Consider the following 21,600-nt stretch of genomic DNA (forward strand, 5'->3'; position numbering starts at 1 on the left):
ATGAGTGATGTAAAATACACCGAAATCCAGGCTGAGGAAGCAGGGCAGCGTCTTGATAACTACCTGATGCGTGTGCTCAAAGGCGTGCCAAAAAGCCATATCTACCGCATTATCCGCGGCGGGGAGGTCCGGGTCAATAAAAAAAGAGCGCAGGTGTCAACCCGTCTCGCCGCGGGTGACGTGGTGCGCATTCCGCCAGTTCGTACGGCGCAGGATAAACCGGTTTTTGTCGGGTTAAAGCTGGAACAACGCCTGAAAGACAGCGTGATTTTTGAAGACGAGCGCCTGTTGGTTATTAATAAACCAGCAGGGATTGCCGTGCATGGCGGCAGCGGCTTAAGCCTGGGTGTGATTGAGGCTTTGCGCAAAATGCGCCCTGATTTAGCCTATCTGGAACTGGTTCACCGTCTGGATCGCGAAACCTCCGGCTGCCTGCTGCTGGCTAAAAAACGCAGTGTTTTACGTGCAATCCAGGCCTTGCTCGAAGCCAGGGAGGTGACCAAAACCTATTGGGCTTTGCTGGCGCATCCCTGGTCGGGTAAAAAAATTCAGGTTGTCGAAGCCTCGCTTGAAAAGAACAGGCTTAAATCCGGCGAGCGGATGGTGACGGTCAATGAAGAAGGCAAAGCCTCCGAAACGCAGTTCAGACTCCTTGAAAATTACACCTGCGCCTGTTGGGTGGAGGCGTCGCCAAAAACGGGACGAACCCATCAAATCCGTGTCCATAGCGCGCATCTTGGCCATCCCATCGTCGGGGATGAAAAATATGGTGAAGTCATCAGTCCAGGCGATGTAGAATTGGATCAAGGCCGGCTCTATTTGCATGCGCGGGCAATTCAATTTAACCTAAATGGCATTAAGCACGTGTTTGAAGCCACTCTTGATGAACGCTTTGCCAACACGTTGAAAAATTTACGCTCAAGGAGCTTTTTATCTCATGAGTAAGCGATACCGCTTGGTAGTTTTCGATTGGGAAGGAACCTTAGGTGATACACTCGGACAAATTTTAAACAATGTGGCCGTTGAAGCGCGCCGTTTAAATTTTGGGGAACTGGATGAACAACTGGCTCGCCAATCCGTGGAATTGGGTTTGGTGAAGGCCATGAAAATTGTTTTTCCTCATCTGACGCTGCAGCAGCATCAACAATTGCTGCAGGCGGTTCAGCAATCCTTAGTCTCGCGGCATGCGGATGTTTATTTAATTCCCGGGGCGAAATCAATCGTTGAGCGGCTCACAGCGGCGGGTTTGGACGTGGCGATTGCCACCAATAAAGGCCAACAGTCCCTGCAGCGGGCTTTACAGCTTTCCGGGCTTGATGCCCTGATTAAAGTGACTCGCTCAGCGGGTCAGGTGCCGCCCAAACCCTGCCCGCAGATGCTTGAAGAAATTTTAGATGAATTCGCCCTGACGCCGAAAGACGCGATCATGGTTGGGGATTCAGTCACGGATATAGAAATGGCGAAAAGCATTGGCATGGATGCGGTGGGGGTTGATTTTTATCACCAGCAACGCGAGGTGCTGGAAGGTGCGGGAGCGCTTTGTGTTTTCGACGACTTTCAATTATTCGCCGATTTTATCCACTTACCGGAGTTTCCAAGGAAAAGCGAGTTATGACCACGTTAACCAGCCTGCCTAATCTTCTTACCCTGGCCCGAATCGTATTAATCCCGGTTTTTATTGTGACGTTTTACCTGCCATCCCCAGTGGCTCACGGCTTAGCAGCGGCTATCTTCGCTTTAGCCAGTTTTACCGACTGGCTGGATGGTTATCTGGCAAGACGATTAAAACAAATGTCGCCTTTCGGGGCTTTTTTGGATCCCGTTGCGGATAAATTACTGGTGGCCAGTTCGTTATTGCTGTTGGTCGGGGCCAGGGACATTGATTACATTACCTTGCCTGCCATCGTCATTGTGGGGCGCGAAATCGTCATTTCTGCCCTGCGCGAATGGATGGCTGAAATTGGACGCCGTGCCAGTGTGACCGTCAGCTACATCGGCAAGATAAAAACCACCGTGCAAATGGTCGCCCTGGTGTTGCTGATCGCTTTTTATCCTGCCCAATCCTGGTGGGGGGTTTTAGGTTTTGTACTCCTGTATGTGGCTGCAATTTTAACGATTTGGTCAATGGTAATTTATTTGTCCATTGCCTGGCCTGAACTCACAAAAAAAGTTAATTGAATGAGTTGACAGGAAGTGAATTTGAGGTAGAATGCCACCTCAAGAGATGCGGGAATAGCTCAGTTGGTAGAGCACAACCTTGCCAAGGTTGGGGTCGCGAGTTCGAGTCTCGTTTCCCGCTCCAAATTAAAGCGACCCAACGTCGCTTTTTTTTTCTGCGAAACACTGGCTGTGTGGCAGAGTGGTTATGCAGCGGCCTGCAAAGCCGTGTACGCCGGTTCGATTCCGGCCTCAGCCTCCAAAAATGCCCAGGTGGCGAAACAGGTAGACGCAAGGGACTTAAAATCCCTCGGGAGTTAAATCCCGTGCCGGTTCGACTCCGGCCCTGGGCACCAATCGATTAAAAATTAGTTGCTCATGTTAAGCGTGTTTATCACGTCTGTTTCTTACACTCAAAATTTGATATTATAACGCAGGTCCAGCAGAAATTATGGATTGAATTCGATTCTGGCTTTTGTCATCCATTAAAGTTTATTACCAGTCGATCTCATGCCAAATAAGTACTTAATTCCTTTTAAAAGCGCATTATCCAATTACCTCAACCAAACCAAACGTACCCATTATTCGTTTCAATCAAATGAAAAGCGTATTTATCAAAGCGATTTTTTGGGATTCTTTCGACACAGTCAAACCGTTTATCCGGCAGTGCAGGAATTACAAAAAAAATTAGCCGAAGCGGATGATGAGGCAGCCAAAGGCATTATCAAGCTTCACTTTATGGATAAGAAGAATAAATGTAATAACTATTCATTCAATCATTACCTGCTGGATGAACTCTATAAAGTAGAGTCTCCGGAGGATTGGGAAAAAGAATGGAAATCCTTTGATCCAAATCCAATTGTCTATTATCAGGGAATTTTATTCAGGGGTTCGGCAGAGTCTACCGCCCATTGCTTTCAATACGGAATAACAGAAAGCACTCAATCGGAGTATCTCGAGGATTACATTCAGGATATGAATGGGTCCATTGGTGTATCCACTACCAAATCCTTTCAGGTCGCAAAAAATTATGCGTTGCCAACCATTGTTACCCGTAATGAAGTGATCCTGGCTACCAAGCCCGTTTGGGCTGAATCGTTTATTTACGTCATCGATTTTAAAGGAAAGACAGCCATTGATCTGGAAGCCACATTTAAATTAAGAGAGAAACACAGCTCGGCTGAATTGTCAGGCAATAAGAAAGAGGTCAACATCGTCGGCACTGTTTACTCGGAAGAAATTCTCGGTGCATTTTATGTTAACCGTCTTGGGAAAATAAAATGGCATGTTAATCCTTATCGTAAAGAGCCATGGGATGCTGCATCGTTAGAAAACCTCCTCCCCAAGGAATTTTATAACGAACTGGCCAAAGAAACCAATCCGTCATTGTCCAAGCCGGTATTTTCCTGATTGCCGTTTGTTAACGCGTGTTTTTTTGCTTCTTTACGTTCCGGCTTAAAAAAAAGACAGCGTTTTTCGGTAAACAATGATTTGGCGGATTGCTGCATCAAAGCCTCCTGCAGGTTGCTTTGCAGGCTTTTAAACAAGAGCAAGGCATTGTGAACCCCTTCATCGCGACTGGAATTGAGCTGCCAGAGAAGCAACAGGAAATTAACTCCCGCTTTCATGAGAGGTAACCAGTATTCCATGCGGTTATCGTTCTCAGGATCATAACTTTTTATCAATTGGGCTTCTTCAAAAGGGGAGAGAAAGGATTTTAGGGAAAACAAAGCCAGATCGTAGCTGCGATGATTTTTGCCGGAATATTCCCAATCAACGATGACTATCTTCTTACCATTGAAATAAATGCTGGAGGGCAGCAGATCGTTATGGGAGGCGACAAACTCATTGTTATCTTGAGTTATCAACGAAAAAATACTGACAACGACCCGATAGATTGCGATCATTTCAATGTTTCCACTGTTTCTTAAGCGCCGGCTGGCGCTGCCTAAGGTTTGTTGAAAAGAATAATGGCTTTCAAAATGCGCCAGTTGATGATACTGCTGTATTGTTTTTGCTACAGCCTGGATTGCGCTTAATCGATGGCCTTTTGCATGGATTTGGGTAAAACTCGTCGCCTCATCCTGTAAATCGCAGATTTGAAATCCCTCCTGAGGTTTGTTGGCTACCAACGCGGTATCAAATCCTTTTTTGTGTAATTGCTCAAGGTTATGGTGTTCACCTTCGCGAGTAAAGGGAGGCCATAGTTTACCGTTAATACGAATTAAATAACGCTTGCCGCTTAAATCGTTCACCGTTAAAAACTGATTGGTTATGCCTTCTTGAAAGACGTGGGATTTCGCCTCAGTCACTGACTCTTTCAGCAAGATTCCTCGCTTGTTAAATTCGCTTTGTATTACTTCAGCTTTCGTTTGCATAATCAACCCAAATTCAAATAAGAACAGAGTGATTATAAAAACAACAATTCGATAATTAAAATCGATTAAATTTATAATAAAGATAGATATAAATTATTGTTATGGGATTAGCCATCCAATTGCCATCAAGCAATTGATTAAAAATAAAAAGAAAGCATTTAAAATAAAGTTGGATTGCTATACATTAGAGGCCTACCTTATGCGGGTGTAGTTCAATGGTAGAACTTCAGCTTCCCAAGCTGACGGCGTGGGTTCGATTCCCATCACCCGCTCCAAGACTTGATTGTCACTCCTCTCCCACGCGTCGGCTCATGAGGTTGGTAACCGCCTGGTGAGGGGGTATTTTCGATTGCAGAAGGGCATTAATCTGAATGCAAATGGGCATATCGACTTGATGATCGTTAGCTAATTTGCAGACCTGAGCCGCATTGTGCCTGCCTTCCACCACCTGGCCAATCGTGGCCTCGGCTGTGGCAAGATCCATGCCCTCGCCAAGATACAGACCAAAGCGTCGGTTACGGGATTGATTGTCTGTACAGGTCAATACCAGATCACCCACGCCGGCAAGCCCCATAAAAGTCTCTTCACGCGCACCAAGCGCTAATCCCAAACGCCGCATTTCCGCTAAACCACGGGTAATCAATGCCGCTTTAGCATTGGCACCAAACCCCAAACCATCACTGATGCCGCAGGCGATGGCCAGAACATTTTTTACCGCACCACAAAGCTGCACGCCAACGATGTCATTGCCGAGATAAACGCGCAGATTGTCATGGTGCAGGGCTTGTTGCAAGCTTTTTTGATACTCGCCATGGTTGCCTGCGAGCGTCACCGCAGTGGGTAATCCCTGAGCCAGTTCCCTGGCAAACGAAGGGCCTGAAAGGATGGCAAGAGGGTAGTTTTCCCCCCAGTGTTCTGCGACTAACTCAGAGAGCAAGCGATTACTCGCCGGATCAATGCCTTTCGTTAACCAGGTAATGCCCTGAGTGGGGGCCTGCAATTTAGCCAGCAACGTGGCAAACGCATGCGAAGGAACGGCAATAATCACTTCATCCGCGCGCTGTTGACAAGCCGCTAAATCGGAGGTGGCTTCTAATGCAGTGGGAAATACGATATCAGGAAGGTAGCGCGAATTGCAGCGGTCGCTCTGCATTTGGGCCATGTATTGACTGTTTTGTCCCCAAAGCAGAACACGATTGCCATGCCGGGCTAAATGGATGGCTACTGCAGTTCCCCAGGAGCCGGCTCCCAGAATGGCAATCGTTTTTTCAGTCATGATTAGTGTGCAGACTCGGTCTGAGATTGGCCTGCGTTTTGTTTTTCCTGTAATTGCTGCATGTACAGTGCATCAAAATTGATGGGCGCCAACACGAGCTGCGGAAAACTGCCGCGAATCACTTGAGCAGTAATGGTTTCGCGTGCATAAGGGAACAGGATGTTGGGGCAGAAGCTGCCAAGCAGATGATCCAGTTGCTCTTTGGGCGCGCCTTCAATAGTAAAAATACCGGCTTGCTTGACTTCAGCCAGAAAAGCCACGGCATTTTGATTTTTGACTGTCGCGGTGACGGTCAAAACCACTTCATAAATGTTGCTTTCAAGCTGGCTGCTTGCTGTATTTAAATCGAGCGTCAGCTCAGGTTCCCATTTTTGTTGAAAAACAGCCGGCGTGTTGGGAGTCTCGAAAGACGAATCTTTCATGTAGATGCGCTGAATCATAAATTGCGCTTCAGCGTGTTGCGGTTGATTTGCCTGTTCAGTCATAGTTGTCAGCCTTTTAAAAGTTTATCCAAACGCCCCTGTTGTTCAAGGGCATACAAATCATCACAGCCACCGACATGCTGGCCATTGATAAAAATCTGCGGCACGGTGCGACGTCCGCTTTTGTGAATCATTTCGTCGCGAAGCGCAGGATTCTCGTCAACGCGAATTTCGTCATAGCGTACGCCTTTGCTGTCCAGCAGCTGCTTGGCGCGGGAACAGTAGGGGCAATAGCCCGTGCTGTAAATGACAATGGAGGTCATCGGTTATTTTCCTTTTACCAGAGGTAAGTCGGCAGCCTGCCAGGCACTGATGCCGCCAGCCAGCACTACCGGATTGACAAATCCTTGTGTACGCAATTTAGCAGCCAGGGCCGCCGATTGCAAACCGCGTCCACAAACCAGGATAACGGGTTTGTCTTTGTACTTGTCCATTTTATTCTGCTCAAAATCGTCCTGGCTGGCGCGAATGGAGTCAATGATGTGGCCTTTACGGTAATTTTCGGCATCGCGCAGATCGATGACTACGGCATTGTCATCGTTAATTAATTTAATGGCTGCCTGCGGAGTCAGTTCTTTGCCGCGGCTACGCTGTGCCTTCAGTTCATTAACAAAGATCATAATCAGGACGACAATCAAGGCTGTCACCATGGCCCAATGATGAATAATAAAGGTTTTGAACTGTCCCATGCTTTACCCGTCTCATCTAAAAATAGCAAATTATCCTTAGAATGCCGGCATAACGCAAGGCATCTTGTTAATTACCTGCCGCCATGGCCTGTAAACGTTTGATTCGCTCGGCTGTAATGGGGTGGGTAGAAAATAATTCGGCTATTTTCTGACCACTTAGCGGGTTGACAATAAACAGGTGCGCTGTGTTGGGATGCGCATCGGCTTCAGTAAACTCTTCCTGTTGGCTGGCAGTTTCTAATTTGGCTAAGGCGCTGGCAAGCCATAAAGGATGGCCAGTAAGTTGTGCGCCAAACGCATCGGCTTCGTACTCCCGCGAACGTGACACGGCCATTTGAATCAATCCGGCCGCCAATGGGGCCAGAATCATCATCAGCAATCCGACCACGGGGTGTGTGTTTTCATTGTCACTGCTGTGGTTGGCAACGGAAGTCCACATGAACATGTTGGCAATACTGCCAATGGCACCGGCCAGTGTTGCGGCAATGGCGCTGATGAGCGTATCCCGATGTACCACGTGAGCCATCTCATGGGCGAGAACGCCGGTTAATTCCTCCGGGGTCATTCGCATTAAAATGCCGCTGGTGACGGCAATGCTGGCATGTTCAGGATTACGGCCTGTGGCGAAGGCGTTGGGCGTTGGATTATTGATGAGATAGACCCGGGGCATGGGTATCTGCGCTTTTTTTGCCAGTTGCGACACGATGGTGTACACCGGATGGGATGGATCGAGGGGCTGTGCATTGTACATGCGCAGCACAATTTTATCGGAATACCAGTAGGCACCCATATTCATGACAATCGCCAGAACCAGGGCTATCATCATGCCAACCTGCCCCCCAAGCAATCGCCCAATGATCATTAACAGAGCGGTTAAGGCTGCCAGTAAAATAAATGTTTTAACGTTATTCATTGTATTCTCCCCAACAGCATTTATCTTTCAGGTTAGTTCAGTTTTCACCGCTTTCAAGCATCATTTTCATAGGCTTTGGTCACTTCTTCCAGGCGGTGTCCAATGGTGGCCGAAGGTGCTTTGATGAGCAGCAAGGCAGCCAGCGTGGGCGCTATGTCAATGGTTTCTACCGGACGGGTCAGACGCTGGGGCTTAAATCCCGGATTGACAAACAGCAGGGGCACATAACTGTCATAATTCCAGGGCGAACCATGATCCACGCGGGCTTCCGCATTATTTTCCATGGCCTGATAGGGCGGCGGAACCAGATACAAATCCCCTGCCCGTCCGGGGAAAGCCATTTTATCCACTTTAGCGCTTAACCAGTCGTATTCCGTACCGCGCAGAGGCAGAGGGTAAGCCTGGAAAATATCCCGACGCTGACGCAGCAATTCAGCGAGGTAGGTGCTGACGGTATTGACGCTGAGCTCATGATCATGGATGAGTTGATGATCAAGGTACACATAGGGTCCATCGACTTGAAGCAGCGTGGCAGCCGGTAATTGGAAGTGTTTAATCAGTGCCTGGGTTATCTGTTGCTTGACGGCTGGCACGTCAAGACGCTGGTTTTCCTTCATCTGGTGACTGGCTAAGAAAGCGGGGGAGTCGCTGACGCCATGATCGGCAGTTAAAACAATCAGCGTGTTTTCAAGACCGACCTGCTCATCAATGGCCTTAAGCAAATGGCCCAGCGTTTGATTCAAGCGCAGTAAATTGTCTTCCGATTCGAGGCTGTTGGGGCCGAATTGATGGCCTACTGCGTCGACTGCGGAAAAGCTGATGCCTAGATAATCGACTTGATCACGGCGGGTTCCCAGTTTTTCCTTTTTTAAGAGTTGCATGGCGAAATCGGCGGTCAACTCATCCGCATACGGACTCATGGACAGGAATTTGTAGTAGGTTTCAGAGTCCGGTTGGCCCAAGTCATGCGGAAAGTGGTAACCATACGCAGGGAAACGGTGAGTCAGCCCGGGGGCCTTGGCATAATGGTATTGCTCAATGCGTTTGCTTAAGGTCCATATCTGTTGTTTGGGTTGATAACGGCTGTTCCAATCGGCCACCCAGCCCGGATAGGCTGAATAATAATGCTGACTGGTGACAAAGCCGCCGTTTTCCTTGTCAAACCAAAAGGCTTTACCCGCGTGTCCCGCCAGGGTGATGGCGGCGCGATCTTTGAACGAGACGCCGAAGGCACGCCCCTTTTGTGATAAAACCAGCTCGTCGCTTAAGGTTGACGCCAACAGGTTGCGGGGCGAGCGCCCGTCAACGGTTTTGGTGGTATGCGGCGTTGGTAAAATGCGGCTTTCCGGGTCTTCCATGCAGTAAACGCTTTTTTTAAGTGCCGGATCAAACCAGTCATTGGCCACCACACCGTGCAGAGTAGGGTAAGCCCCGGTGGCAATGGTCGCATGCCCCACGCAGGTGACGGTGTGGGCGTGCGGGTGGTGGGCGTTCTGGTAGTCTAGGCTGTGCGTCAGTAAATAATGAAAACCGCCGTCGCCAAAATCCTTGCTGTACTGGTGCAATAAATCACCCCGTAATTGATCAACAACCAACTGAACAATCAGCCGGGGCGGTTTGGGGGCCGCAATCAGGGGCAGGGGAAGCAACAACAGGGCGGCAATGAGTTTCTTCATGGTCAATCCTTTCTGCAATAAAGCTTGCAGCATCCTAAAGGAGATTGGCTGAGGGGTAAAGAGGTTTTATTACTTCAAACGAAAGAAAGGAGACCAATTGAATGGGCTTTTCCTGGATGTAAATTTAGTCCAATATTTGCTCATTGTGATTTTAAAAAATATAAACTAAAGGAGGATTTTCCATTATATCAGCAGGTTGTAAATTGATTAAGCCGTTTAAAGAAAAGCCATGACGAATTGGTTTAATTCGTATACACTAACTTTTCGGTGCGATCTTGACACCGGAACCTATTAATGGAGTTTAAGGAGAAAGAAGATGGGTTTTCAATACAAATCATACTCGGAATTGAAAGAGGCCTGGACAGAAACGAAACGTCTTTACTGTGCTCGCCATGAAGCCACCGATATACATCATTTGCCCTCGGCCCGTAAGCATCGCCAAATTCAATTGGAAGTGATCGAAAATGTCTTTTCCGAAATTGATAAAAATGAAAAGATGGACGTAGCGCGTCGAGCCAAAGTGATAACTGGCTTTGTACATATCCTCCGAGAAGAAATTAAAGAGGCCAGGGAACAATCAGGTTATTTAAGCCGTCTTTTAAAAAGCATGATTGGTGAAACAGAGAAAGGCGATACACTTGAAAAAGGCCAGACTGAAAACCTGCTGGATGTAGCCGCTGCGGATTCCATGGTTTTAGCTGCGTGGCAGTTCTTTAATAGCGTCGTTTATGAAAAAGTTGGTGAGAAGGTGCGCAAAGAGCATGCTTTTAAAGTAGATGGCCTTGACGTGAATAAATACCATACTCACATGGTCTCATTGAAAGAGCGTTATAGTCAGACTGTATTTAGCTCAGCCCATACAAAAACAGAAAAAGAACTCCAGGCAGAGGCTGACGAACTGAAAAGAGCTGAGAGAGAAAAACACCCGAGTATGATGCAATCAGTAAGAACTGGTCTGTCTTCTTTAATTTGGGGGGCAAACACCAAAGCAGAGAAAAAAGACGGTAAGGCTGAAGAAACAGAGGTTGTGTCTCCACAACCAAGCAACGGCTGATGCCCCCAGGACACCCCTCCGCAGAGGGGTGTTTTTTTATCTGTCAACCGGGTATCCCGCTTTCATCCAATCCATGATCCCGCCATCCAGCGAATAAAGCTCCTTGTAGCCTAAATCTTTGAGCGTTTGGGCCGCCGTTAATGAACGCACGCCGCCTTTGCAATGCAGATAAACCGGGGAACCAAGATCGGGCGCTACGTCTTTGATGCGGCTGGCAATCTCGTCTTTTGGAATGTGGTGCGCGCCAGGAATGTGGACTTCCTGCCATTCATCCAGTTCCCGGACATCGATGACGCACAGCGAAGAGTTATTGTCCCAGCGCTTTTTCAATTCATGGCTGCTGATGGTTTTAATCGGATTGTCGGTCATGGCATTTCCCTGTTGTAGTTGAGTGTTGGTCTTGTCAAGGTGGAGTGGTGAATGAACCAGTAGATGGCGGCAGTCACTACCCCGCCCAATAACGTCGCAAAAGCCCAGGTTCCGGCTGAAACCAGCGCCGTGCGCTGCCCGAGCTTATAAAGATTGCCTGCATCACGTGCCACGGCTCCGGCAAAGAATAGATGCAGCAAGGCATTAATAATCAACAACAGGTATTGAAGGGTCTCTATCTGATTGCTGTATTGCTGTACCCATTCATTCAACATGCCGCACCTCCCGGGTTTGTTTTGATTGCCGCCACGACAGCAGAAAAATAGCCGCGATGACACAGAGCAAGGCCAGTTGCTGCACGTCATTCGGTACCTCCGCGAAGATGACGAAGCCCCAGAAGAGCCCGGTCAGGGCTACGACGCCGCCGGTTAAACTATAAAAGACGGGGCCCGCGAGGCGAATGAGTTTAAAGAAAATAAAATAGCCGGCGCTGGAAAGCAGAATTTCAAGAATAATCACTTGCTTCGTCGTCGTAAACGGTGGAGTCAGAGAATAAAACGCCTGCTGTTGAATAACTAAAGGCGTCAACAGCAGGGAGGCAGCCAGCAACATGCCGCTGGCTGCCTGGATGGCATTAAGCTCGGCGGGTTGTTTAACCCCGATGTAAATGGAGCAGAGGGCAAAGCCTAAAGGACTGATTAAAGCCAGCAGTGTCCAGCCGGACATCAGGCCATGGCTGCCAGGCGCGATGATCATCACAATGCCGGCCACACCCATCAGCAGGGCAAGAATCCGCCAGGTGTCAAAACGCTCCTGTCGGGTGATCAGCGCCAGGGGATAGACCAGCAGCGGAACCGTGTTGACTAAGACGGCGAGCAGCCCTGCCGGCAGATGGCTGGCGATAAAATACATGTTGGTATTGGGAATGGCAATGCCTGAAAGACCGCAGACAAAAAAATAGGGCCAATGCTGTCCTTGCCACAACGGGTTGTTTTTGGTGAACAGGCCGCTTAACGTCAGAATGATCGCGGGTCCCAGCGCCTGCCAGAATGAATAGCCTAAGGGCGGGACATCATGGGTCATGGCATAGCGCGCGAGGCTGTAGCCTGAGCCCCAGATGAATCCCAGTAAAATGAGCAGCATCAGGGCTTTCAGCGAATTAAATGATTTCATTGAATCCTTTATTCTAATGAGTCTGTCAAGCCGGTTGGCGGCAGTCATTTGCGTTGCCAGGCGTAAAAAGCTATAGTCAACAAGCCTTGTTCAGGTGTTTTGACAAGCCTGCCAATGGCCAAAGAGTACCATTATGCCATTTTTGGCGGGGGCTGACCATTCTTCATTCTGCCGCCTACATACGTTACTATCGTCTACCCCCACATCATGATTGAGGAAGAAAGTATGCACCCACACGATGTCCCAGTGCCTCATTTAACCACCGCCCATTGCGGCCCCCTGTACCATGTTGAGAAAGTCATTTTAAACCAGGTGGCGACCATCGAATCCTGGTTTCGCCAGCAGTGGCAACTCACGCCGCCATCGCTTACTTCCTCGGTGGATTTGCGCCATGCCGGTTTTAAACTGGCTCCGGTGGATACCAATTTATTCCCGGCTGGATTTAATAATTTAAACCGCGATTTTCTGCCGCTTTGTATTCAGGCTGCTCAGGCCACCCTGGTGGATTATCAGCCCGGATGCCGGCAAATTTTATTGCTGCCTGAAAACCACACGCGCAATCGTTTTTACATGCAAAGCTTAAGCGTGTTGCGCGATATTCTGGTGAAATCCGGCTTTGTTGTCCGTATCGGCAGCCTGGATCCGGAAGTGACTGCCCCGCAGGAAATTGTAACGGACAATGGAGTTAAGTTGTTAATCGAACCGATTATCCGCGATAACAATCGTCTTGGACTGCGTGATTTCAATCCCTGCTTGCTGGTGTTGAATAATGATTTGTCCACCGGTGTGCCGGACAGTTTAAAGGGCCTGGAGCAGCGCATCGTTCCTACGGCCAAATTAGGCTGGTCCAGTCGCCTTAAATCAAGCCATTTCATGTTTTTTGAAGAAGTCGCGCAGGAGTTTTCACACCTGGTGAATCTTGATCCCTGGTTTATTAATCCCTATTTCAAAGCGGTGGACCGCATTGATTTTATGGCGCAGGAAGGGGTTGATAATCTGGCCAATGAGACGGAGCAATTGCTGAAAGTTATTCAGGATAAATACACCACCTATGGGATTGAAGAAAAACCATTCGTGGCAGTCAAAGCGGATAATGGCACTTACGGCATGAGCGTGATGATGGTGCATGATGCGGAACAATTGCGGCAATTAAATCGCAAGCAACGCACAAAAATGGCTGCGAGCAAAGGCAGCCAGAAAGTCGAGCGAGTCATCATTCAGGAGGGAGTTTACAGTTTTGAAGTCATGCCGGATGGGGCAGTCGCTGAACCGGTAGTGTACATGATTGGCCCCTTTGTGGTCGGTGGATTTTATCGCGTGCATCAGGGGCGGGGCAGTGATGAAAATTTAAATGCGCCCGGCATGCATTTTGAACCTCTGGCCTTCGCGCAGGCCTGTAATATGCCAAGGGATGATCTGGATCCCGTGGAGTGCCCCAACCGTTTTTATGCCTACGGCGTCATTGCCCGTCTGGCGGCACTGGCTGCAGCCCGGGAAATCGCTGCCGTGGGAGGTGAATAATGAAGCTGGCTGTTGTCATGGATGCGCCCCATTTATTAAAGCCCTATAAAGACACAACAGTCGGCATGATACGCAGTGCCCAGCAATTGGGCTGGTCTTGTGTTTATTTTACGCTTAAGGATTTGATTTGCCGTGAAGGGCAGGCCTTTGCGCGGGTCTCATCCATTCAAGTGGCCGATGACGACACCAAACCGGATTGGGCCATAGTTACCCCGCTCGGAGAAAAGCCGCTTGCTGAGTTTGATGTGATTCTGATGCGAAAGGATCCCCCGTTTGACATGGAGTACATCTATGCCACGTATGCTCTGGAACTGGCCGAAAAAACCGGTGTCCTTGTGGCGAATAAACCTCAAAGCCTGCGTGACGCCAATGAGAAATTTTTCACCCTCCATTTTCCGCAATGTTGTCCGCCGACCTTGGTTAGCCGCGACATAGCCACGCTTCGCCAGTTTTGGGAGCAACACCAGGATGTCATCTACAAACCCCTGGAAGGCATGGGAGGCAATTCCATCTTTCATGTCGATAAACAAGGGAAAAATCTATCGGTTATCCTTGAAGTGTTAACCCATTCGCAAAGCACCATGATCATGGCACAACAATACATTCCTGACATTGTCACCAGCGGCGATAAACGCATTTTGTTGATTAATGGGGAACCGGCGGCTTATGCGTTGGCCCGTATTCCTGCCAAGGGCGAGCTGCGGGGTAATCTTGCGGCCGGCGCCCGCGGTGAAGTGGTGCCGATTACGGCGAGGGATCGCTGGTTATGTGAACAGATTTCCCCCATGCTTAAAGCCAAGGGACTTTATTTTGTGGGTATTGATGTGATTGGTGATTATTTAACCGAAATCAATGTGACCAGTCCCACCTGCGCCCGCGAAATCATGGCGGAAACATCAGAAGACATCACCGGCGATTACCTGCGTTGTTTAGCTGAGATCAAACAGAAACTGAATTAACGCAAGGCCTGCTTGAGACAGGCCTTGTTCTTAACAAAGGTTCTTAGACTAATGCGCGGAACCGGAAGGCATGCACAGTGATTTTTTAGAACGATGCTCGATGAAACGGAGAACGTCCATGATGCTGTCCCAATGCATCGCGTCCTCTGTTTTGTATCGTTCCAGACGATCAAGGAATGACTCATGGTTGTCGTGTTTTCGGAAAAACACGGTTTTGAAAAAATACAGCATCGCGTGAATTTCGCTTTTGTCGATTCCCAAACGTTTCATGCCGATGATGTTAATGGAGTCGAGCGCGGCGCGAAAACCTTCCGCATACCCATAAGGAATGAGATCATTGGCAATGGACGAGGCACCGGAAATCATGGCGGCCTTACCGATGTGAACATGCTGTGAAACCACGGAGCCGCCACCAAGGACCGCGTAATCATCGACATGGACGTGTCCTGCCAGCAAGGCGGCATTGACCAGCGTGACATGATTGCCTATCTGGCAATCATGGGCGACATGCGAAGAAGCCATGAACATGTTGTGATCACCAATGCGTGTCACGCCCTGGTCTTTGGAGGTACCGCCATTCATGGAGACATACTGGCCGATGTAATTATGCTCACCGATAATCAACAAGGAATTTTCCTCTGTATAATTGTTTACTTGTGGCACATCGCCTAAGCAGGCGAAGGGATGCACGCAGGTGTGGCTGCCAATTTGCGTATGGCCTTTAATGACCACGTGGGAATCAATGTGAACATAATCGCCTAAGGTCACCTCCGGACCAATGATGCAGTAGGGTCCAATCGTGACATGCTGACCCAGGATGGCTTTTTCATCGACAATCGCAGTAGGGTGAATGACTGTATTCATGCGCTATACCCCTTCAACTAGAACCTGTTTCAGGCTATTAAAGTGTAGATGGCGTCAGAAGTGTGTCAAGAATAATTGTACAAAAATAAAACAATTGGTGTTTTCTAAACTTAGCTGAAGTTGAGTTGTCTTAAGGCTTCAAAGAGGATAATGGCGACCGAATTGGACAAATTCAAACTGCGGCTGTTCGGTTGCATGGGAATGCGGATAACGGTATATCGTTCACGTACCTGCTCGGGAAGTCCCCGGGTTTCAGGACCAAAAAGCAGCATGTCGTCGTGCTGATAGTGAATCTCGTGATAACCGGCTGTGCCTTTGGTGGAGCAGGCAAAAATACGTCGATGCTGATTTTTTTCCATGAATTCAGTGTCATTGGCATAATGAATCACCTGAGCCCACTCGTGATAGTCAAGGCCGGCACGCCGCATGCGCTTGTCATCCAGAGTAAAGCCTAAGGGGTGAATCAAATGCAATTGGGCGCCGGAATTGGCGCAAAGCCGGATAATGTTCCCAGTATTGGGGGGAATTTCCGGTTGGTACAGAACAACATGCAACGCCATAATGCCTTAAGCCTCGTCTTCATCCACGTAATCAGCACCCAGATTGTCGTCGCCGCCTTCGTCATCATCCACGTAATCACTGCCGTCATTGCTGTCATCGCCGTTTGCAGCCAGAGCTGCTCCCTGTTGGCCGGTAATGCGGTAATGACGATGCTGCAGGTAGGCATCGCGCAGGAAAGCGTAAGGATCAAGCGCTTCGCTCATCAGACGTTCGGTTTCAAAGAGTTGGGAGCGTAAATCAACATAACGCAGACCAATTAAACCATAAATCACCGCGTCATTGCCGATGTAGGGGTAGGGGGTTATTACGGTGTATTCAAACAACATGCCCATGCCATCGCGAATCGTGCTTGGCCCCATCAACGGAATCATGATGAATGGTGATTTTTTATCGCCCCACTTCGCGAAAGTTAACCCCAGATCATTACTGCGGGGTGGCAGACCAAAGCGTTTGTCAGCCACATCAAATAACCCGCCAATACCAAACGTGGAGTTGATGACAAAACGCCAGGTGTCTTTAATCGCATAACGCCACTCCCATTGCAGCACGTCATTGGCCACCGTAGGAATCATATTGATGTTATTGTAGGCATTATTGATGCTGGCTCTGACCGGATCGGGCAGGACGGCCTTATAAAGTCGGGCCGGCGGTTTTAAAATGGTGGCATCAAAGGCATTATTAAAACGATAAATTTTGCGGTTGAGCGATTCATAAGGGTCATCTGGATTGGGACCTTTATAAAAGCAGCCTGACAGCAGTAAAGCACTTGCCAGTGTGGTTAGACTCGCAATTAAACGCATAATTTAACGGTTTTTTTGAGGGAGTAAATCTGATGTTACACCAGAATCGGGGTGCAGACTACCTCAAAATTAAAATTGCATCACAAAGGTAACAGGCCCGTCGTTGCACAGATGAACCTGCATGTCTGCTCCAAACTGGCCGCTGGCGATCAGGGAATAATGTTGTCTGGCAAGAATGAGCAGCTCTTCAAAGAGCATTTGCCCCTGCGAGGGGGGCGCGGCTTTGGAAAAACTGGGCCGCAATCCCTTACGGGTGTCGGCGACCAGCGTGAATTGCGGTACCAGCAGCAGGCCGCCTTCCACCTGGCGAAGGTTTAAATTCATTTTGCCCTGTTCGTCGCTGAACAGGCGGTAGTTAAGGCATTTCTCAAGCATCGCCGATAAGGTGGCCAGACTGTCGGTGACTTCAAAACCACACAGGATTAACAGGCCGTGATTGATGGCGCCGATGGTGGCGTTGTTGACATCCACCCGGGCTTCCTTCACGCGTTGAATGACAGTCAGCATGCATCAGACCCCTGACGGGCCATTTCTTTGGTGGCACAAACCAGCGCGTCAATGATGCCCGCCTCGCGATCGGAATGCCCCGCATCCCTGACGATGCTCAAATTGGACGTGGGCAACGCCCGATGTAAATCCCAGGCACCGGCCAATGGGCAAACCATGTCGTAACGGCCATGAACGAGATAGGTGGGGACATGGCGGATTTTATGGGCATTGTTTAGCACCTGATTTTCTTCAATAAAATAGTGGTTGACGATGTAGTGTGACTCCAGTGTAGCCAGGGCGAGGGCAAAATGCGGTTCGCTGTATTGATCAATGACGCTTAAATGCGGCTGCAGACTGCTGCAGCGCGCTTGCCACAGGGCCCAGTTTTTAGCCGCGCTCATGCGGGCCAGTTCATTATTGCCCTGGAGGCATTCCGCATAATACTGGGGAATTTCTAAGCGCCTGTCCGCGGGCACTATGCTTATGAATTCCTGCCAGTAATCCGGGTAAACCAGACTGGCCCCCTGTTGATAAAACCAGGCCACGTCCTGGGGGCGGCCTAAAAAAATACGGTGAAGCAGTAAACCGCCGATTTGTTGAGGATAGAGCTCGGCATAAAGCAGTGCCAACAGAGAGCCCCAGCCGCCGCCGAAAAGCATAAACCGGTTAATGCCTAAATGGGTGCGGATTGTATCGATGTCATCCAGCAGATCCTGAGTGGTGTTCTCCCTGATCTCGGAATGCGGCGCGGAACGGCCGCAACCGCGCTGGTCAAAAAGGATGATCCGATAAACCTGCGGATCAAAAAAACGGCGCAGGTAAGCGCTTCCTCCTGCTCCTGGACCGGGATGAAGTACAATCACGGGCAACCCTTCGGGATTGCCGGTTTCCTCAAGGTACAGGGTATGACGGGGATTGACGGCCAGTTCATGCCGTTTGTAGGGTTGTATTGCTGGATATAAAGTATGCATAGACGACTCGGCTATTTTTATTAATCTTATACCTCACCTGCGCCACTTGGCAAAGATTGGCCGGGAATTTATTTGTCATTGGCCCGTTCGCCACCCAAGCTGGTGTTTGACTGCTAAATTTAACATAATAACGCCTTTCTTTTGTTGGAAGTGAAATCAATGACCGTGGATGCTTTACTGAAAGGGCTGAATGACAGACAACGACAGGCGGTTGTTGCGCCTTTGGGTAATACTCTGGTACTCGCCGGTGCCGGGAGCGGTAAAACGCGGGTTCTGGTCAGCCGCATCGCCTGGCTTATTCAGGAACATCATTTCTCCCCTCATTCCATCCTGGCAGTTACCTTTACCAACAAAGCGGCTGGCGAAATGAAGGCACGTTTAAGCCATCTGCTGCCGGTGTCTCTGGCCGGATTCTGGGTGGGAACTTTCCATGGTCTGTGTCATCGGATTTTGCGTCGTCATCATCAGGATGCCCATTTGCCGGCTGAGTTTCATATTCTTGACAGTGAAGACCAGGCGCGTGTGATTAAGCGAGTCATCGCGGCGCTGAATCTCGATGACGATCAATGGCCTGTCAAGCAGGCCCAGGCATTCATCAACGGCAAAAAAGATGAGGGGCTGCGCCCGCAGCACATCCATGCGCAATCCTTTGGACCTACACGTACCTTAATCCAGATTTATCAGGCCTATGAGCAGGCCTGTCAGACGGCCGGCGTGGTGGATTTTGCCGAGTTACTGCTGCGCACGCATGAGCTTCTGCGCGACAACCCGGACATTCTGCAACACTACCAACACCGTTTCGGCGCCATTCTGGTGGATGAATTTCAGGATACCAACACCATTCAATACGCCTGGATCCGCCTGCTGGCCGGGCAGGGCGCGTCCGTCATGGCCGTGGGGGATGATGATCAATCGATTTACGGCTGGCGGGGCGCCAAAGTTGGAAATATTCAGCAATTTCCACGGGACTTTAATAACACGCTGGTTGTACGTCTGGAACAGAATTACCGCTCAACCGCCACTATTCTCGATGCTGCCAATGCGCTGATTAGCAATAACCAGTCTCGTATGGGCAAGGAATTATGGACGGACGGCAGTGCCGGCGAAAAAATCATCGTCTATGCAGCATTTAACGAACTGGATGAAGCCCGGTTTATCAGCGAGCGCATTCAGATGGCCATTCACGATGGGCGCAGTGCGGACGAGATTGCCATTCTCTATCGCTCCAATGCCCAGTCGCGAGTCATTGAGGAAGCCTTATTAAGAGCCGGAATTGCTTACCGCATTTATGGCGGCGTGCGCTTTTTTGAGCGGGCAGAGATTAAAGACACCCTGGCTTACCTGCGTTTACTGGCAAATCCGGATGACGATACCGCCTTTGAACGCGTGGTGAATTTCCCCACGCGGGGTATTGGTGAAAAGACGCTGGATGAGTTGCGCCAGTTGGCCAGGAACCGTCAGGGATCTCTCTGGCAGGCAGCGGGCGAATTGCTGGCTCAGGGCGCATTGCCGCAGCGGGCCGCCTCCGCCCTGGAAAAATTCACGCATCTCATCCGTGGATTGCAGACTAAAACGCAATACCTGGAACTGGATGAGCAGATTTCCGAAGTGATTAACGGCAGCGGTCTATACGCCCACTTCTCCAAGATCAAAGGCGATAAATCAGAATCGCGTCTCGATAACCTGCAGGAATTGATCAACGCCGCCAAACAGTTCCGTTATGAACAGGATGTCGATGAGGAATTCCCTTTGCTGGTTGCTTTCCTGGCCCATGCCTCACTGGAGGCCGGCGAAATGCAGGCGGCAGAACATGAGCGTTATGTGCACTTAATGACCCTGCATGCTGCCAAGGGACTGGAATTTCCCATGGTGTTTTTAGCGGGCATGGAAGAGGGTGTATTTCCCGGCAAACAATCCATCGAAGAGCCCGACCGTCTGGAAGAGGAGCGCCGCCTGTGTTATGTCGGGATGACACGCGCGATGGAGAAACTCCTGCTTTCCTATGCGGAAGTCAGGCGTCAGTATGGACGGGAAGAATACCACCGCCCATCCCGCTTTCTACGCGAACTGCCCGCTGAATTGCTGGATGAAGTCAGGGTGAAGGCTCATTATCAGTCTGCGCCCTCGGCATCGCCAAGGTCGTCTTCGGTTGCGGCGGTGGCGGCCAGTGATGCGGGATTGAAGCTCGGACAGAATGTCTCGCATGCGAAATTCGGTCAAGGGGTTGTGGTCTCTGTGGAGGGCAGCGGCGCGCACACACGCGTGCAGATTAAATTTGCCGATCATGGCGTGAAATGGCTGGTATTAGCCTATGCCAATTTAACCATTGCTGAAAATTGTTCTTTTTAAAAGGTCCTGTAAAGAAGAATGATACACGGATGGCATCTCTGGGCTTGAATTTCAGGCCATCCGGTGCTACGGTTCGTGTGGCGAAAAATAAATGACGTCGCTTGGGTTTTGAGTTTATTACATCAATTAAGGGGAATTACGTGAAGCTTAAAAGTCTAATGACTGCCGGTGCACTCCTGGCTGCAGTCGCATCACCCGTTGTAATGGCCGCTGATAACACCATGTCAGATGACCAGAAAAAAGCCATCGAAAAAGTGGTGCATGATTATTTGGTCAATAATCCCGAAGTGTTGCTGGAAGCGTCTAAAGCCTTACAGGAAAAACAACAGGCCAGCATGCAGCAACAGGCTCAGGCCGCTATCCTTGAAAATGCCTCGCAGTTATTCAGCGATAAAATGACGGTTTTAGGTAATCCAAAAGGGAATGTGACTCTGGTTGAGTTTTTTGATTACCAGTGCATTCACTGTAAAAAAATGGCGCCCATTGTTGCCGACCTGATTAAGAAAGACAGCAACCTGCGCGTGGTGTTCAAGGAATTCCCCATTTTCGGTAGCAGTTCGGACATGGCTTCACGCGCAGCACTGGCCGCCGCTTTGCAGGGCAAATACCAACCCATGCATGAAGCGCTGCTCAAGCAGGAAGGCCGTCTGAATGAGAAAATCATTATGGACACTGCGAAATCCGTCGGTTTGAACATGACCAAATTTAAAGCGGACATGGACAGCCAGGCTGTCAAGGACGCCTTGAGTGCAAACCGTGAGCTGGCTGAAAAACTGCGACTCATGGGTACGCCTGCGTTTATCATTGCTTCAACCCCTGCAGGTCAATTCAAAACCGGAACCACGCCGGCGTTTATCCCGGGTGCTGCCAGCGAACAGGCGCTTAAGGATCTGATTAAAAAGGCCTCTTCCAGTTAATG

At 49.5% G+C, this 21,600-nt stretch carries 24 protein-coding genes and 4 tRNA genes; 13 read left to right on the forward strand and 15 right to left on the reverse strand.

The genetic code is table 11. From position 1 onward, the window contains the following. The 7 genes from Lrub_RS04945 to Lrub_RS04975 all read left to right on the forward strand — a co-directional run bounded on the left by Lrub_RS04945 (window position 1) and on the right by Lrub_RS04975 (window position 3,567). On the forward strand, window positions 1-945 hold the full coding sequence (locus tag Lrub_RS04945; protein ID WP_058531072.1) for an RluA family pseudouridine synthase: 945 nt from the start codon (window positions 1-3) through the stop codon (window positions 943-945). Beyond that, the gene (locus Lrub_RS04950) at window positions 938-1,615 is read left to right on the forward strand and encodes an HAD family hydrolase (RefSeq protein WP_058531073.1); all 678 of its coding nucleotides are present in this window, start codon (window positions 938-940) and stop codon (window positions 1,613-1,615) included. Before Lrub_RS04945 ends, Lrub_RS04950 begins: the two co-directional genes overlap by 8 nt. Continuing rightward, a complete protein-coding gene (pgsA, locus tag Lrub_RS04955) occupies window positions 1,612-2,178 on the forward strand; it encodes a CDP-diacylglycerol--glycerol-3-phosphate 3-phosphatidyltransferase (RefSeq protein WP_058531074.1) in 567 nt (188 codons plus the stop codon). The genes Lrub_RS04950 and pgsA overlap by 4 nt, the downstream gene beginning before the upstream one ends. Window positions 2,179-2,226: 48 nt before the next feature. Next, window positions 2,227-2,302: transfer RNA gene (locus Lrub_RS04960), tRNA-Gly, on the forward strand. A 43-nt stretch (window positions 2,303-2,345) separates the two neighbouring features. Beyond that, window positions 2,346-2,419: transfer RNA gene (locus Lrub_RS04965), tRNA-Cys, on the forward strand. A gap of 5 nt (window positions 2,420-2,424) precedes the next feature. Continuing rightward, window positions 2,425-2,513 (forward strand) — tRNA-Leu (locus Lrub_RS04970). Between the two features lie 154 nt (window positions 2,514-2,667). Beyond that, on the forward strand, window positions 2,668-3,567 hold the full coding sequence (locus Lrub_RS04975; RefSeq protein WP_058531075.1) for a hypothetical protein: 900 nt from the start codon (window positions 2,668-2,670) through the stop codon (window positions 3,565-3,567). Here Lrub_RS04975 and Lrub_RS04980 read toward each other — a convergent pair. Then, a complete protein-coding gene (locus Lrub_RS04980; RefSeq protein WP_058531076.1) occupies window positions 3,510-4,535 on the reverse strand; it encodes a phosphotransferase in 1,026 nt (341 codons plus the stop codon). The genes Lrub_RS04975 and Lrub_RS04980 overlap by 58 nt on opposite strands. Window positions 4,536-4,736: 201 nt before the next feature. Here Lrub_RS04980 and Lrub_RS04985 point away from each other — a divergent pair. After that, window positions 4,737-4,810 (forward strand) — tRNA-Gly (locus Lrub_RS04985). 11 nt (window positions 4,811-4,821) lie between these two features. On the opposite strand, the gene Lrub_RS04990 is transcribed toward Lrub_RS04985, so the two are convergent. The 6 genes from Lrub_RS04990 to Lrub_RS05015 form a co-directional block, all read right to left on the reverse strand. Further along, window positions 4,822-5,811, reverse strand: a complete 990-nt coding sequence (locus tag Lrub_RS04990; protein ID WP_058531077.1) for an NAD(P)H-dependent glycerol-3-phosphate dehydrogenase — start codon at window positions 5,809-5,811, stop codon at window positions 4,822-4,824. 2 nt (window positions 5,812-5,813) lie between these two features. After that, on the reverse strand, window positions 5,814-6,296 hold the full coding sequence (gene secB / locus Lrub_RS04995) for a protein-export chaperone SecB (protein WP_058531078.1): 483 nt from the start codon (window positions 6,294-6,296) through the stop codon (window positions 5,814-5,816). 5 nt (window positions 6,297-6,301) lie between these two features. Next, window positions 6,302-6,556: a glutaredoxin 3 gene (gene grxC, locus Lrub_RS05000; protein WP_058531079.1), complete on the reverse strand. Its 255-nt coding sequence runs from the start codon at window positions 6,554-6,556 to the stop codon at window positions 6,302-6,304. Window positions 6,557-6,559: 3 nt separating this feature from the next. After that, entirely contained in the window at window positions 6,560-6,982 is a 423-nt protein-coding gene (locus Lrub_RS05005) for a rhodanese-like domain-containing protein (protein WP_058531080.1), read from the reverse strand. 67 nt (window positions 6,983-7,049) lie between these two features. After that, window positions 7,050-7,895, reverse strand: coding sequence for a zinc metalloprotease HtpX (htpX, locus tag Lrub_RS05010; RefSeq protein WP_058531081.1), 846 nt, complete (start codon window positions 7,893-7,895; stop codon window positions 7,050-7,052). A gap of 53 nt (window positions 7,896-7,948) precedes the next feature. After that, entirely contained in the window at window positions 7,949-9,571 is a 1,623-nt protein-coding gene (locus Lrub_RS05015) for an alkaline phosphatase family protein (protein WP_058531082.1), read from the reverse strand. Window positions 9,572-9,887: 316 nt separating this feature from the next. On the opposite strand from Lrub_RS05015, the gene Lrub_RS05020 reads away from it, so the two are divergent. Further along, on the forward strand, window positions 9,888-10,625 hold the full coding sequence (locus tag Lrub_RS05020) for a hypothetical protein (RefSeq protein ID WP_058531083.1): 738 nt from the start codon (window positions 9,888-9,890) through the stop codon (window positions 10,623-10,625). 36 nt (window positions 10,626-10,661) lie between these two features. Here the strand turns inward: Lrub_RS05020 and Lrub_RS05025 are convergent, their stop codons facing one another. Genes Lrub_RS05025 through Lrub_RS05035 form a run of 3 tightly spaced genes read right to left on the reverse strand, consistent with a single transcriptional unit; the run spans window position 10,662 to window position 12,167 of the window. Continuing rightward, on the reverse strand, window positions 10,662-10,994 hold the full coding sequence (locus Lrub_RS05025; RefSeq protein ID WP_058531084.1) for a rhodanese-like domain-containing protein: 333 nt from the start codon (window positions 10,992-10,994) through the stop codon (window positions 10,662-10,664). Next, window positions 10,991-11,269 carry a hypothetical protein gene (locus Lrub_RS05030; protein ID WP_058531085.1) on the reverse strand — a complete coding sequence of 93 codons (279 nt, stop codon included), beginning with the start codon at window positions 11,267-11,269 and terminating at the stop codon, window positions 10,991-10,993. Before Lrub_RS05030 ends, Lrub_RS05025 begins: the two co-directional genes overlap by 4 nt. After that, entirely contained in the window at window positions 11,259-12,167 is a 909-nt protein-coding gene (locus tag Lrub_RS05035) for a DMT family transporter (protein WP_058531086.1), read from the reverse strand. The genes Lrub_RS05030 and Lrub_RS05035 overlap by 11 nt, the downstream gene beginning before the upstream one ends. Window positions 12,168-12,392: 225 nt before the next feature. On the opposite strand from Lrub_RS05035, the gene gshA reads away from it, so the two are divergent. Then, entirely contained in the window at window positions 12,393-13,688 is a 1,296-nt protein-coding gene (gene gshA / locus Lrub_RS05040; RefSeq protein WP_058531087.1) for a glutamate--cysteine ligase, read from the forward strand. Further along, a complete protein-coding gene (gene gshB / locus Lrub_RS05045; RefSeq protein ID WP_058531088.1) occupies window positions 13,688-14,647 on the forward strand; it encodes a glutathione synthase in 960 nt (319 codons plus the stop codon). The genes gshA and gshB overlap by 1 nt, the downstream gene beginning before the upstream one ends. Before the next feature lie 48 nt (window positions 14,648-14,695). Here gshB and lpxA read toward each other — a convergent pair whose 3' ends face one another. The 5 genes from lpxA to pip all read right to left on the reverse strand — a co-directional run bounded on the left by lpxA (window position 14,696) and on the right by pip (window position 18,332). Next, window positions 14,696-15,511, reverse strand: a complete 816-nt coding sequence (gene lpxA / locus Lrub_RS05050) for an acyl-ACP--UDP-N-acetylglucosamine O-acyltransferase (protein ID WP_058531089.1) — start codon at window positions 15,509-15,511, stop codon at window positions 14,696-14,698. A gap of 110 nt (window positions 15,512-15,621) precedes the next feature. After that, window positions 15,622-16,071, reverse strand: a complete 450-nt coding sequence (gene trmL / locus Lrub_RS05055) for a tRNA (uridine(34)/cytosine(34)/5-carboxymethylaminomethyluridine(34)-2'-O)-methyltransferase TrmL (protein WP_058531090.1) — start codon at window positions 16,069-16,071, stop codon at window positions 15,622-15,624. 6 nt (window positions 16,072-16,077) lie between these two features. After that, window positions 16,078-16,872, reverse strand: coding sequence for an MlaA family lipoprotein (locus Lrub_RS05060; protein ID WP_058531091.1), 795 nt, complete (start codon window positions 16,870-16,872; stop codon window positions 16,078-16,080). 69 nt (window positions 16,873-16,941) lie between these two features. After that, window positions 16,942-17,379 carry a D-aminoacyl-tRNA deacylase gene (gene dtd / locus Lrub_RS05065; protein WP_058531092.1) on the reverse strand — a complete coding sequence of 146 codons (438 nt, stop codon included), beginning with the start codon at window positions 17,377-17,379 and terminating at the stop codon, window positions 16,942-16,944. After that, window positions 17,373-18,332, reverse strand: a complete 960-nt coding sequence (gene pip, locus Lrub_RS05070) for a prolyl aminopeptidase (protein WP_058531093.1) — start codon at window positions 18,330-18,332, stop codon at window positions 17,373-17,375. The genes dtd and pip overlap by 7 nt, the downstream gene beginning before the upstream one ends. A 159-nt stretch (window positions 18,333-18,491) precedes the next feature. Here pip and uvrD point away from each other — a divergent pair, with 159 nt between their 5' ends. Together uvrD and Lrub_RS05080 are read left to right on the forward strand one after the other, a co-directional pair. Beyond that, entirely contained in the window at window positions 18,492-20,681 is a 2,190-nt protein-coding gene (gene uvrD, locus Lrub_RS05075; protein ID WP_058531094.1) for a DNA helicase II, read from the forward strand. A gap of 140 nt (window positions 20,682-20,821) precedes the next feature. Next, window positions 20,822-21,598 (forward strand): DsbA family protein, encoded by a 777-nt coding sequence (locus Lrub_RS05080; RefSeq protein WP_058531095.1) that lies wholly within the window; start codon window positions 20,822-20,824, stop codon window positions 21,596-21,598. Window positions 21,599-21,600 lie beyond the last annotated feature (2 nt).

Origin of the sequence: Legionella rubrilucens, from assembly GCF_001468125.1 — a bacterium.
Taxonomy (GTDB): Bacteria; Pseudomonadota; Gammaproteobacteria; order Legionellales; family Legionellaceae; genus Legionella_C; species Legionella_C rubrilucens.

Excerpts from the sequence above, each read along its gene's own strand:
- trmL (WP_058531090.1), bottom strand. The coding sequence starts at position 16,071 with ATGGCGTTGCATGTTGTTCTGTACCAACCGGAAATTCCCCCCAATACT.
- secB (WP_058531078.1), bottom strand. The coding sequence starts at position 6,296 with ATGACTGAACAGGCAAATCAACCGCAACACGCTGAAGCGCAATTTATG.
- Lrub_RS05025 (WP_058531084.1), bottom strand. The coding sequence starts at position 10,994 with ATGACCGACAATCCGATTAAAACCATCAGCAGCCATGAATTGAAAAAG.
- htpX (WP_058531081.1), bottom strand. The coding sequence starts at position 7,895 with ATGAATAACGTTAAAACATTTATTTTACTGGCAGCCTTAACCGCTCTG.
- Lrub_RS05015 (WP_058531082.1), bottom strand. The coding sequence starts at position 9,571 with ATGAAGAAACTCATTGCCGCCCTGTTGTTGCTTCCCCTGCCCCTGATT.
- uvrD (WP_058531094.1), top strand. The coding sequence starts at position 18,492 with ATGACCGTGGATGCTTTACTGAAAGGGCTGAATGACAGACAACGACAG.
- Lrub_RS05005 (WP_058531080.1), bottom strand. The coding sequence starts at position 6,982 with ATGGGACAGTTCAAAACCTTTATTATTCATCATTGGGCCATGGTGACA.
- gshB (WP_058531088.1), top strand. The coding sequence starts at position 13,688 with ATGAAGCTGGCTGTTGTCATGGATGCGCCCCATTTATTAAAGCCCTAT.
- pip (WP_058531093.1), bottom strand. The coding sequence starts at position 18,332 with ATGCATACTTTATATCCAGCAATACAACCCTACAAACGGCATGAACTG.
- dtd (WP_058531092.1), bottom strand. The coding sequence starts at position 17,379 with ATGCTGACTGTCATTCAACGCGTGAAGGAAGCCCGGGTGGATGTCAAC.
- pgsA (WP_058531074.1), top strand. The coding sequence starts at position 1,612 with ATGACCACGTTAACCAGCCTGCCTAATCTTCTTACCCTGGCCCGAATC.
- Lrub_RS04950 (WP_058531073.1), top strand. The coding sequence starts at position 938 with ATGAGTAAGCGATACCGCTTGGTAGTTTTCGATTGGGAAGGAACCTTA.
- Lrub_RS05035 (WP_058531086.1), bottom strand. The coding sequence starts at position 12,167 with ATGAAATCATTTAATTCGCTGAAAGCCCTGATGCTGCTCATTTTACTG.
- lpxA (WP_058531089.1), bottom strand. The coding sequence starts at position 15,511 with ATGAATACAGTCATTCACCCTACTGCGATTGTCGATGAAAAAGCCATC.
- Lrub_RS04975 (WP_058531075.1), top strand. The coding sequence starts at position 2,668 with ATGCCAAATAAGTACTTAATTCCTTTTAAAAGCGCATTATCCAATTAC.
- Lrub_RS04980 (WP_058531076.1), bottom strand. The coding sequence starts at position 4,535 with ATGCAAACGAAAGCTGAAGTAATACAAAGCGAATTTAACAAGCGAGGA.
- Lrub_RS05030 (WP_058531085.1), bottom strand. The coding sequence starts at position 11,269 with ATGTTGAATGAATGGGTACAGCAATACAGCAATCAGATAGAGACCCTT.
- Lrub_RS04990 (WP_058531077.1), bottom strand. The coding sequence starts at position 5,811 with ATGACTGAAAAAACGATTGCCATTCTGGGAGCCGGCTCCTGGGGAACT.
- gshA (WP_058531087.1), top strand. The coding sequence starts at position 12,393 with ATGCACCCACACGATGTCCCAGTGCCTCATTTAACCACCGCCCATTGC.
- Lrub_RS05020 (WP_058531083.1), top strand. The coding sequence starts at position 9,888 with ATGGGTTTTCAATACAAATCATACTCGGAATTGAAAGAGGCCTGGACA.
- grxC (WP_058531079.1), bottom strand. The coding sequence starts at position 6,556 with ATGACCTCCATTGTCATTTACAGCACGGGCTATTGCCCCTACTGTTCC.
- Lrub_RS04945 (WP_058531072.1), top strand. The coding sequence starts at position 1 with ATGAGTGATGTAAAATACACCGAAATCCAGGCTGAGGAAGCAGGGCAG.
- Lrub_RS05060 (WP_058531091.1), bottom strand. The coding sequence starts at position 16,872 with ATGCGTTTAATTGCGAGTCTAACCACACTGGCAAGTGCTTTACTGCTG.